Here is an 11,531-nt window from a genome sequence, read left to right as displayed (position 1 = left end):
CATAGCGGACACAAAACCCAAAAACGCCTCTTCACCACGAAAAAAGGGACCCAGGCAAATACCTGAATCCCTTGAATAATCGGTGGTGGAGCTGGAGGGAATCGAACCCACGACCTCTTGAATGCCATTCATCGGCATCAGGAGAAATAAAACAAACCTAACCAGCTAAAATCAAAGAGCATTCGTCCGTCAAACCTCCCGCCCTACCGTTTGTGCATGCTGTGCACAGCATCATGTAATTTCAATAGGTTACGCATGTGTCAAATATGAAAGCGGACACATAGCGGACACTTCTAAAAAATACAAACAAATCAGATGAAAAGCATGACACTTTATCAACGATATTATATACGCATGGCAAAATATTAACTCAACCACGAGATAAGAGTATGGAAAGTTTTGATACTAGCCTCAAAAGAATAGATATTAAAGAAATTGAACAATTTATTAACAAAGTAGAATCAGCAAAATATTCAAACATCTTGATTAGTTTAGAAAATGTGAAATACGTAGATATATATGCATTCTGCATTTTTGCGACATGGATCATAAGCAAAAATGTAAATGGAATGAAAATTCAGATAATTAGCCCCACAAACGGACCTAATAAAATATATAATGAAACGGCGCTCCGAGTTGAATCCTTTATGTACTCATTCCAACTGCTAAATTACTTGAGGAGCAGGGGAATTGATATAAAACTCTCAGAATACGATAAAGAATATAAAGATTATATGCCAAAAAAATGCATGAGATTAAAAGAATTCAACAGAGAATCATTCAACAATATAATTAATCAGTTAAACTTAGAATCAAGTCTATTGAAATACTCCGTCGAGAACACTGGCATTAAAAATACAAATTTAGCTGGTATAAAGAGCATTATAATCAGAGAACTAGGAAAAAATGCATATGAACACGGAACCATAAAAAACAAGAACACTAATGATGCAAAAATTGCTATAGGATTAATACCTAAAATTAGCACAGATATCGCTGACAAAATCCTGCTCTACAGACAAGCACAATCACCAAAATTCCTAAGAAGATTTCTTAAAAAACTCGGAAATTCAGAATGCTTACAAATTGTGATTAGCGACACAGGACCGGGAATAGTAAAAACCCTCAGAAAGGCTTACGATGCAGATGACGTTATTGACAACACGAACAAATCCAACTCTGCAATAATAAAATATGCATTCGAACTTCATTCTACAAGTAAACAGAAGACAAATTTAGAAGAAGCTGATTCAAAACTGGAATGGAATAATTACATACCACCTCGCGGACTATATTTCGTCAAAAACTTAGCAAAAAAATGTCGAGGAGCGGTAATATGCCGAAGCGATAGAAATTATATTTGTTATGATTACTATTCAAATGATGTAGGCACCTATAAAACAAGCAATGAAAGTCGAACACTTAAATCAATACGAGAAATTCCAGGTGTACATTTAGAAATATTAATCCCTTTAAAAGAATTACGAGAAGCGGAGACCACACAAATAAACGAAAATATATTAAAATACTCACAAAATAAAATAGATGATGTGAAATTTTACACACCATACACATCAAAAATTAACAGATCGGCAATATTCTATGTAAACGATCTATATCAGTTCACAAAATCGTGTAAAAAAACTGATATAATATGCATAGATTTTCATAAAGTTGAATGGGATAAAGACATGCTTTATCCATTTCTTATGCAAATATATTTTCTTGGATTAGACAATTATAAAATAATAGGAATCAACTACGAACATCACGACACAATACTGCCGTTAAATGAAATTGAAGAATGGGATGGTATAGACAAAAGATACACCATTAGACCTTTTATATCTATCAATAGAAAAGAATACAATTATGATATAAAAGTTATAGGTGATTACTCAGACAAATCGAACTGCACAGAAACTGTCATTAAAGCAATCAACAAAGAATATATTGATATAAAGACGATACCTGAATATTGGGATAATATTTTCGTTAAAAGAAAAAACAAAACCATCGGCCTCTCATTTAGTTTTGAAACAGCGTTAAATGCTATCATAGAGAGAGAAAAAAAATCACTTATATCTGCGATAAACAATGTAGACAATGGCATTAGACATGATGGGAAATTCTTATTTCCAACAAATGCGTTCTCAAACGTATTTTTTGAAATTGGATCTTTATTTAGAAAACACGAGCTAAAAAACCAGCTAATACGGGTAGTCGCAAACGAAATAAAAATCCCTAAAAACAAACCAACTTGCATACTATCAATCTCAAGCATTGGCGATCAAATCGGATCCTCACTATACAGTTTCATTAAAAACAAAAATCCCAACATAACCCACATCAATAGCTCAACACCAGAGATAGACAAACTATTACTATACAAGCTTGGAAGTTACGATTCCATAATAATTTTAGTAGACGTTATAGCCACTTCGAAATCAATTAAAAAAGTCATTCAACAGCTAGAAATGCGCAACATTAGTGACAGGATAACTAAGATTCACAGCATTATAGACTTACGCAAGACAACAGACAGCATACAGTATAGCAACAACAATCAACCAATTGAAACTCAATGTATATATCATAACGCTACAGAACTATTCAAAGAATCAAAACCATACCAATGGCATTGGAGTGAGATCAATAAAATCAATGAAAGCTGGTCACCGATAACTAAAAGCACAGAAGCTGAAACATTTATCTCACCAGAAGAATTTGTAAACCAGCTATTCGAATACAACATACCTGTGGCTATGGGCCACTACATATCCGAGAAAAACAAGAACCATTTTCCATATTGCTTCAATATTGATAAAATTTGTAAAACATTCGGTGGAATAGTAACATACAAACTAGCCCACATAATAGAAAGCTACCTTAATGACGAAACAGACAAAATATCACATGTCTTTCATAACATTGAAACAAAAGACATCACACTTTTGACCGACACCATATCTGATGAATTTGGGTGTGAAGTACATAAAATAAAAGACGATGGAACACCCTTAAACCCTAACCATTTTGAAAACATAAAAACAATACTAATAATTGACTCTACAATAAGCTCAGGAGAAACTATCTGGAACATACTACACTCATGTAGCTACCTTGAACCAGATAAATGCTTGATATACGTCATACTTGATCGTTCTAAAATTAAAGACACAATAAAATTTTGCAATTTAAAACAATACAATAAAACACAAATTGAATTTTTTGAATATGCTAATATACCGATCCCACAATATAAGCACAATACTTGCCCGCTTTGTATAAAAAATAAGATAATAAAATCACTCATTGATAGCAACGAACTTCGAGCGCTAAACGATACTTTAATGAATTGTATCGAAAAAAATAAAAAAATACCTTCTGAAAAAAATCGAACGGACAAACTTAAACCCAGTAAAACAATACATGCTCCGATTGAAACATTAACCTGTCGCATCCATCTTCAAAAATCACTTCAAGACGACATGCATTCAACTGAATTTATAATTCAAATAATTAACAATTTCTCATCAAATCAAACACTTTTCAAAACGCTTCTCTCGGTACTGTATTTTGAAATATTCTCCTTTTCTGAATACTTAAACAACCTGGACAAAGACACAAAACATAATTTGTGCAAAAACTGCATCGAAGTTATGCACAACAACTGGAAAAACTCTCACGCTATCGCCATACTGATACATACTGACTCAAAATACTTCATCGATAACTTTGAAGAAATACTTCACATCACAATTAAAAATACAACAACTCTTGAGTGCATGGCTGAACTACTTATCAACAAAGAAACAATAGGACATGACAATCTATCTAAATGTGTTCAATTTATTAGCAAGCAAGTAACATTACTCTCTGATGACGATGAACTGAAGTTCAATTATCTCAACATACTAAACGCTGTGAATCAAGTATCACGCATTTACGCAATAAAAAACCATGATGATTTTACAAGACCTGAGCTTATCGCTCTTAAAGATATTTGGAACATCTTATTCTCTAAAAAAATAGGAAGATCAAATCACTCTGACATATCATTTAAATGGACCAACTCGCTTGCAGCATTGTCATACGCAAATCATAAAAAACTTTTACTAAAACACTATCACCATGAATCAAACTTAAACGAAAATTTTAATACGATATACAACGCGCTCAAGAGCTACCCTGAGTTATTTTCACCTCTACTCGAACAGCATGGATACTTTGATCAATCTTTCCTAGAAGATCTTGACACACTAGACAGTACAATAAACTATTTGTTGATAAGTAAAGACGTGACAAAGGAGCACTTTATTGAAACATGGGAAAACGAATCAACGGACGCCATCCGAGACCGCATAAACAATCACATCACGCAAGATAAAAGCATATTAAAAAAGTTCATTAAGTCTTTATTTTCGGATATTTATGAGATTACGAGCGATTTTATTCATTCGAAACAAAGCGAGCATCGAATAAATTACAGCAACAAAGAAATCCACACAAATTCATTAAAAGCATTTGTAGACGAAGAGACTTTCAGGTCACTTCTCGACAACTTTCACTCTACACTTTTAAACGTTATTAAAAAATTAAAACCTTGCACTGATTTATCAGTACAATTTGTGATAAAATCGAATGCTAAATATATATACATGCATTACATCGATGATGGCCCAGGATTTGAAAATGAACCACAAACAACAAACTACTCTCATAGAATTCAACAATTAATAGACAAATACTGCGCAAGACTGAAATGCCAGCGCATTAAAAATAAAACAATAGTAACAATTTTATTTTACAAGGCGGAATCGATATTATGATTGAAACACTTGTAATAATTGATGACGAACCAAATTACGTAAATAATGTCTTCATACCAAAACTTGAAGACTGGGATTTTAATTTTAAATATGTACTTATATCTGATTTTAGTTACAAAAAAAAACTAACTGAAAACTTTTCGAATGCCCTTTCCATAATTCAAAAGTCAATTGAGTCTGGCGATAAAATAAAAAGCATATTCATAGACCTTGCTTTATTAGAAAGTGAACAAGAAAAACTCTTATCTTACGAGAACAATGACAAGGAAGAACTAGATTTTATTCCAACGGGGTTTAAACTTGCAAATTTCCTAAGAAAACACCTCCTAACTTACCCTATGATAGCTTTTACACAACACCAAAAAACCAACGTTGTATCAACAGGTTACAGTTATGATTTCGACAACATGCTAGACAAAACAAACCTAGGAAACCTAAAGAAAAGTGGTTTTAGAGGATTGATTGAAATCGCCGAAGAAAAACGCAATCTTTTAATAGAATCGATACCTAGATACTACAAGCATCTGATCACCAGAGAAAAACCTAAAAACGTTTTCACAACAGCATATGGACAAACATTCGAGCATCCGTACAAAGCTTTCGAGATGAGTGCTAATTCATCTACAGAAATATCATGTCTTTTTGAGGAGACACAACAGAGCCTCATTATTTTATTTGCAGATCTTGCAGAATCTGTTTCTATAAAAGAAGATGAAGGATTCCATGAAGGACTATTCAAATGCAATAAACATAATAAGATTGCCACAGAAGTAATTATACGCCACAATGGAACTATCGTAAAATATATTGGCGATTGTGTAATGGCTACGTTTCCAATCAATGAACCAGAACAGGCTATACTAGCGGCCATCTCTATCCAAGAAGAGCTTTTGGATACAAACAACAAATACTACTTAAATTCTAATCACAAAATACAATCGAAAATTAGCATAGCTGCTGGTGATGTTATATTTTTTTATGGAAACGATCCTCACGGCCCTATTGTCGATCTAGCTGCCCGTTTAAATTCTAAAGCCAAAGCAAAAGAGGTCTTAATCTCTGAATCTCTTTCTGCAATGACGAATCACACAAAGCTAAGTAGTCGTTACGGATTAGCAAAAAACTGGTCCGTCAAAGAATATCTTGAGCCTATGAATCCTCATAAATTCAAAGGCTTCAAAGAGAAGGCACAGTACTTTCGTATAAATTGGATTGAATGATTTTTGTCAATCCAAAAAGCGAATTTGTTGCTCGTTCTCTTTAATTCTCAATACGCTTTTTTGACTTCTGGACTGTTCTTTCCGTATTTATAAATTCTAACTCCATGTGCCATCTCAAATTTCAATTTGTTTATCTCAAAAATTATTACCTTTACCAACATACTCAAAATCACTTTTTACCAAACCTAAAACCTATTTTAGACCCCCTTTTACGCAAATTCAACCTCCACCACATCCAAGTAGCACAATAACCTCAATTCATTCGCTATTTTGCACAAAAAAACACTTTCGACCTAACTCCACAATCACTAAATAGCGCTAATTTGTACAACTAATTTAGCTGCTTAGTTGACGTTTCGGACTATTCCCGAGCTATACTCCGGGCCAATCGCAAAGGCACTCATGCCAAGCAACCGGAGTATGTATGATTTCAGACAAAATTCTCCTCACCATTCAGGAAGCCGCGGACATCCTGCGGGTGCATCGGGCCACGGTCTCGCGCATGCTGGACTATGGCGAGTTGCCCTGTGTTCTGGTACGCTCCCGAAAGCTGATCCGAACCAAGGATTTGCTGCGGTTCATTGACAGCCAAATAGGGAATTGACGGGCGAATGCTCCGTGGGGACTAGTCAATGGCAACAGTCACTATAGCGGCGCGTTCGCGCAAGAATGGTAAAAGCTACGTTGTACAGTATCTCGACCCGGACACGGGCCGGAAGAAGTATCACGGCTCGTTTCGGCGGCGTGATCTGGCGCAGCAAGAAGCAAACAAGCTCAGGGTCATTCTGGACGACGGACACATGCCGGAAAAGAGGCAGCAACGGAAACAGCGCAAGGGCAAGACCTTTGGCGATGTTGCGGAGTTGTGCAGACAGGAATGGCAACGCAGGGAACAGGAAGGCGACCTCAGCCCAACAACGGCAAAGGGGTATCTGACCTTCTTGAAGCCTTTGGAAAAGAAGTGGGCAAATGCGCTCATGGCGACCATCAGCCATGCCAAGAACCCGACAAGCCTTGCTTGAACGGCGGGCCTACCTCGACAAGATGCGCAGCTCACGGGGTATCGAAGTGGTCGGGAACTACGTTGTCAGCCATCTGGATGGACCCCGTATGGGCGACATCAAGACCGCTTGGAAACGGGTTTGCAAAGACTTGGACCTGACCGACTTCCACTTCCACGACAATCGGCACACGTTCTGTTCGAACATCATCATGGCGGGTGGCACACTCAAGCACGCCAAGGAGATGATCGGACACAAGACTCTCAGAATGACGGACCGCTACTCGCACCTTGAAGCGGCCCGAGACAATCCTATCCATAGCATATTAGCGGCCCATTATGGGTCGGCCTCCTAACAGCTAATCTCCGCTTCTTAATCAAATCGCTCAAAAACCACGCGGGCAAGACGCGAGGCGAATGCAAGGCCGAAGTGTATTCCAAATACATGAGGATTTGCATTCGACGAAGCAACGTCGCCAGCGGGGAATTTTCAGCGATTTGGACAGCCAGATTTGGACCGGCGGACACATAGCGGACACAAAACCCATTTCAGCCCCAAACCCACGAAAAAAGGGACCCAGGCAAATACCTGAATCCCTTGAATAATCGGTGGTGGAGCTGGACAGAATCGAACTGACGGCCTCTTGAATGCCATTCAAGCGCTCTCCCAACTGAGCTACAGCCCCACACTGTTGGGACGAACTTACTGCCTCGACTCGCCCCCAATTGTCAACCACTAATCGCAAAAAAACGAACAAAATAATCATGGCCTGAACTGGCCCAAACAAACGTCCATTGCTTCCAAGACGTTCTTCTTCTAAGAAGAGTGCATGCCTGAGCTCGCTCGACGTATTATCACCAAGGCGCTTTGGATCTGCGCCATCTTCATCGGAATCACTGTGATCAGCTTCACGGTGATTCATCTTGCGCCCGGTTCGCCAACGGACCTCCAGACCACAATGAACCCCGAGGCCTCATCCGACGCCCGCGCACGGTTCGAAGCCCTCTACGGCCTGGATAAGCCCCTGCACGTGCAATACGTCAGCTGGCTTTCACGGCTCGCGCATCTGGACTTCGGCCGCTCCATGAGTGGCGACCACCGCCCCGTTTGGGACAAGATCGTGGAACGACTACCCCTGACCTTCGGCATGAACATCGCCTCACTGATCCTGACTCTGGCCATCACCATCCCCATCGGCATCGCCTCGGCCTATTGGCAGGGCCGCTGGTTCGACCGCGCCTCCACAGTCTTTGTCTTCATAGGCTTCGCCATGCCGGGATTCTGGTTGGCCCTGTTGCTGATGTATGGATTCTGCATCCATTGGCCGCTGCTGCCCATTTCGGGACTGACTTCCCTGAATTTCAACCAGTTGTCGTTTACGGGTAAACTCTGGGACCTGACCAGCCATCTGATCCTGCCACTGTTCGTCTACACCTTCGGCAGTCTGGCAGGCATGTCACGCTTCATGCGCACCAGCATGCTCGAAGTCCTCCGGCAGGACTATATCCTCACCGCACGTGCCAAGGGCCTGCCGCTCGGCACGGTGATCTTCAAGCATGCCCTGCGCAACGCCCTGCTGCCGGTCATCACCATCCTCGGCCTGTCCATCCCGGCACTCATCGGCGGCAGTGTGATCATCGAATCCATCTTTGCCCTGCCCGGCCTGGGCCAGCTATTCTATCAGGGCGTCATGGCACGGGATTATCCTCTGATCATGGGCAACCTGGTGCTGGGCGCAATGCTGACACTGGCGGGCAACCTGCTGGCGGATCTGGCATACGGACTAGCCGACCCGCGCATCCGTGCCGGGAGGAATAGCCAATGACCTTGCTGGGCTCCCGCCGCTTCTGGTCGCGCAACGGCATGCTCCTGACTGGTGGCCTCATCGTGGGCATCATGTCGGTGGCAGCGTTGCTGGCCCCCTGGGCCTCGCCCTTTGATCCCACGACCCTGAACATGAACAGCATCCTTCAGGCCCCGACACCGGCCCACCCCTTTGGCACGGACGCCCTGGGCCGCGACGTGCTCTCACGCATGCTCTATGGCGCACGCGTCTCCCTGTGGGTCGGATTTGTAGCCGTGGGCATCTCCGTCTCCATAGGGCTGACTCTGGGTCTTGTGGCCGGGTATTTCGGTGGATTGGTGGATGAACTCATCATGCGCGGCGTTGACGTGATGCTCTGTTTTCCGTCGTTTTTCCTGATCCTGGCGGTCATCGCCTTTCTGGAACCCAGCCTGACAAACATCATGATTGTCATCGGCGCGACATCATGGATGGGTGTGGCCCGACTGGTCAGAGCCGAGGCTCTGACCCTGCGCAGAAGGGACTTCGTGCTTGCGGCCAAGGTGGCCGGAGCCAGCCCGGCACGCATCATCTTCGTCCATGTCCTGCCCAACGCCATAGCTCCGGTGCTGGTCTCCGCCACGTTGGGTGTGGCTGGCGCCATCCTCGTTGAATCCTCGCTCTCATTCCTGGGACTGGGCGTGCAGCCCCCCATGCCGAGCTGGGGCAATATCCTGATGGAAGGCAAGGACGTACTGACGTTTGCACCCTGGCTGTCGTTCTTCCCGGGGCTGGCGATCCTGATCACGGTGCTGGGCTACAATCTGCTGGGGGAAGCCCTGCGTGATCTGTTTGACCCGAGAATGCGTGATTAACAATAGAAGAACATGCAAAAGCAACTGAATTAACACATATTCTTTGTATTCATTGCCATTTCTCTGCCTTTTCCTTGCGCTCATCGCGTCCCCATTTTATAATTCCCGGTGACGATATAGGCAGGACACTGATTTCACCTCCCCCGGCCCCACGAGGATTCGATGAATAAGGATACGGCAGAAGCGCCCTGTTTTCTCCATACCTACCTTGCCAGGCAGCCCATCTTCGACACCCGAAGTAAGGTCTGGGGCTATGAACTGCTGTTCCGCGGAGGGCCAAACGCCGAGCGTGCCGACATCTCCGACCTGGATCAGGCCACCCTTGACGTAGCAGCCGATTCCACAATCGCAGCCGAAGACTTTTATGGGTCCGACAAAAAAATTCTCTTGAACTTCGGAGAGCAGAACATTCTGGAGAGCGTGCCCTACGCCCTTCCCCCCGGTCAGACCGTGATCCAGATCCCGGAATCTGCGCTGGCCTCGGACGAGACTATCGAGGCTCTGCGCGACCTTGTACGCAACGGCTACTCCATCGCAGTGGACGACTTTGAGGGAAAGGTGCCTGTGGGCAAAGACCTTGCCGACCTGGTCATCATCGATACTCTGGGCAAATCCCCTGCTGAATTGGCCCCCATCCTGGATAAGGCCAAAGAAGCTGGCGCTCTGATGCTGGCCAAGCGGGTGGAAGATATGGAAACCTTCTCCATGGCCAAGGAGTTGGGATTCCCTCTGTTCCAAGGGTATTTCTTCAAGCGCCCGGAGCTGGTTTCCGGCAAGAAGCTGACCTCGCATCAGGCCTCACGTTTCAGCCTCTTGAAGGCCATCGAACAGAAAGACCCAGACTTCGAGGCCCTGGCCAAAGACATCCAGACCGATGTCTCCATCAGCTACCGGTTGCTGACGTATCTGAACTCCGCGGCGTTTTCCTTCACCCAGCCCATCCAGTCCATCAAGCAGGCCATTGTTCTACTGGGTTGGAAGCAACTGCGCAGTTGGCTGCGAGTGATTGTGCTGACTGATCTACAACCCAAAGGCAAAAGCTCCGAGTTGTTTTTCATTGCCGTCCAGCGCGGCAAGTTCCTGGAACTCATTTCCCATAGTCATGACCAGTCCAAGGCAGACCCGGACAGCATGTTCCTTCTGGGACTCCTCTCGCTGCTTGAAGCCATGCTGGAAATGCCCATGGCCGACATTGTGGGCAAGCTGCCCCTGGCACAGGATCTCAAAAGCGCATTGCTCGGCGAAGATACCGACCACGCCAAATGGCTGGAACTGGTTCGCGCCCATGAAAAGGGCAAATGGGAAGACCTGGATCACCTCACCGACAAACTCGGATTAAATCGCCTGGTTGTCGCGGTGAGCTATTACAAGTCCGTCCTGTGGGCCAACACCTTCTTCAAACATGGCCCCGCCGAGGCAGACCAGGCCACCGAAGAATCCTGACACAAAGCAGGCCGCACCCCAGACACAGAAGGTCGCCATGCACGTTGAACGCATCACTCGCGGAGTCGCGGGCATCATGATCATTCTGAGCCTCGCACTGTCTCAGTTCCATTCCGCGTGGTGGCTATTGCTCACCGCCTTCGTTGGCCTGAACATGTTGCAGTCCGCCTTCACCAACACCTGCCCACTGATGGCGATTTTGCGCCGAGCCAAGATTCCGTCAGCCGAATAATCCACACTGCCTCCAGCGCTGACATCTTTTCCCACTCAATTCCTACTGCAACGCTCGGACATGCTAACGTATTGCCACCTCCGGCTTTTCTCCGCCCGTCTTCTCATGCTATAGACAGCCAGAACTCTCGGGCAGCATGCCCACC

General features: G+C 43.7%; 9 protein-coding genes and 1 tRNA gene. 9 read left to right on the top strand and 1 reads right to left on the bottom strand.

Going from position 1 to position 11,531, the window contains the following annotated elements; all coding sequences use genetic code 11:
- Window positions 1-389: 389 nt before the first annotated feature.
- From EL361_RS15615 to EL361_RS15595, 5 genes are all read left to right on the top strand, one after another.
- The gene (locus EL361_RS15615; RefSeq protein WP_126380875.1) at window positions 390-4,832 is read left to right on the top strand and encodes a hypothetical protein; all 4,443 of its coding nucleotides are present in this window, start codon (window positions 390-392) and stop codon (window positions 4,830-4,832) included.
- Window positions 4,829-6,052 carry an adenylate/guanylate cyclase domain-containing protein gene (locus EL361_RS15610; RefSeq protein ID WP_126380874.1) on the top strand — a complete coding sequence of 408 codons (1,224 nt, stop codon included), beginning with the start codon at window positions 4,829-4,831 and terminating at the stop codon, window positions 6,050-6,052. Before EL361_RS15615 ends, EL361_RS15610 begins: the two co-directional genes overlap by 4 nt.
- A 424-nt stretch (window positions 6,053-6,476) precedes the next feature.
- Window positions 6,477-6,656 (top strand): helix-turn-helix domain-containing protein, encoded by a 180-nt coding sequence (locus tag EL361_RS15605; protein WP_126380873.1) that lies wholly within the window; start codon window positions 6,477-6,479, stop codon window positions 6,654-6,656.
- A 28-nt stretch (window positions 6,657-6,684) separates the two neighbouring features.
- A complete protein-coding gene (locus EL361_RS15600) occupies window positions 6,685-7,074 on the top strand; it encodes a hypothetical protein (protein WP_126380872.1) in 390 nt (129 codons plus the stop codon).
- Complete coding sequence (locus tag EL361_RS15595) at window positions 7,046-7,408, top strand: tyrosine-type recombinase/integrase (RefSeq protein WP_172961792.1); 363 nt, start codon at window positions 7,046-7,048, stop codon at window positions 7,406-7,408. The genes EL361_RS15600 and EL361_RS15595 overlap by 29 nt, the downstream gene beginning before the upstream one ends.
- 254 nt (window positions 7,409-7,662) lie before the next feature.
- Here the strand turns inward: EL361_RS15595 and EL361_RS15590 are convergent.
- A tRNA-Ala gene (locus tag EL361_RS15590) sits at window positions 7,663-7,738 on the bottom strand.
- 144 nt (window positions 7,739-7,882) lie between these two features.
- Here EL361_RS15590 and EL361_RS15585 point away from each other — a divergent pair.
- From EL361_RS15585 to EL361_RS15570, 4 genes are all read left to right on the top strand, one after another.
- Complete coding sequence (locus EL361_RS15585) at window positions 7,883-8,878, top strand: ABC transporter permease (protein WP_126380870.1); 996 nt, start codon at window positions 7,883-7,885, stop codon at window positions 8,876-8,878.
- Window positions 8,875-9,711, top strand: coding sequence for an ABC transporter permease (locus EL361_RS15580; protein ID WP_126380869.1), 837 nt, complete (start codon window positions 8,875-8,877; stop codon window positions 9,709-9,711). The genes EL361_RS15585 and EL361_RS15580 overlap by 4 nt, the downstream gene beginning before the upstream one ends.
- Before the next feature lie 162 nt (window positions 9,712-9,873).
- On the top strand, window positions 9,874-11,154 hold the full coding sequence (locus EL361_RS15575) for an EAL and HDOD domain-containing protein (protein ID WP_126380868.1): 1,281 nt from the start codon (window positions 9,874-9,876) through the stop codon (window positions 11,152-11,154).
- A 37-nt stretch (window positions 11,155-11,191) separates the two neighbouring features.
- Complete coding sequence (locus tag EL361_RS15570; RefSeq protein WP_126380867.1) at window positions 11,192-11,386, top strand: YgaP family membrane protein; 195 nt, start codon at window positions 11,192-11,194, stop codon at window positions 11,384-11,386.
- The last annotated feature ends 145 nt before the right edge of the window (window positions 11,387-11,531 follow it).

Origin of the sequence: Desulfovibrio ferrophilus, assembly GCF_003966735.1 — a bacterium.
Lineage (GTDB): Bacteria > Desulfobacterota > Desulfovibrionia > Desulfovibrionales > Desulfovibrionaceae > Desulfovibrio_Q > Desulfovibrio_Q ferrophilus.
Note: the sequence above shows the minus strand (reverse complement) of the source record. Positions and strands in the feature narration are given on the sequence as shown.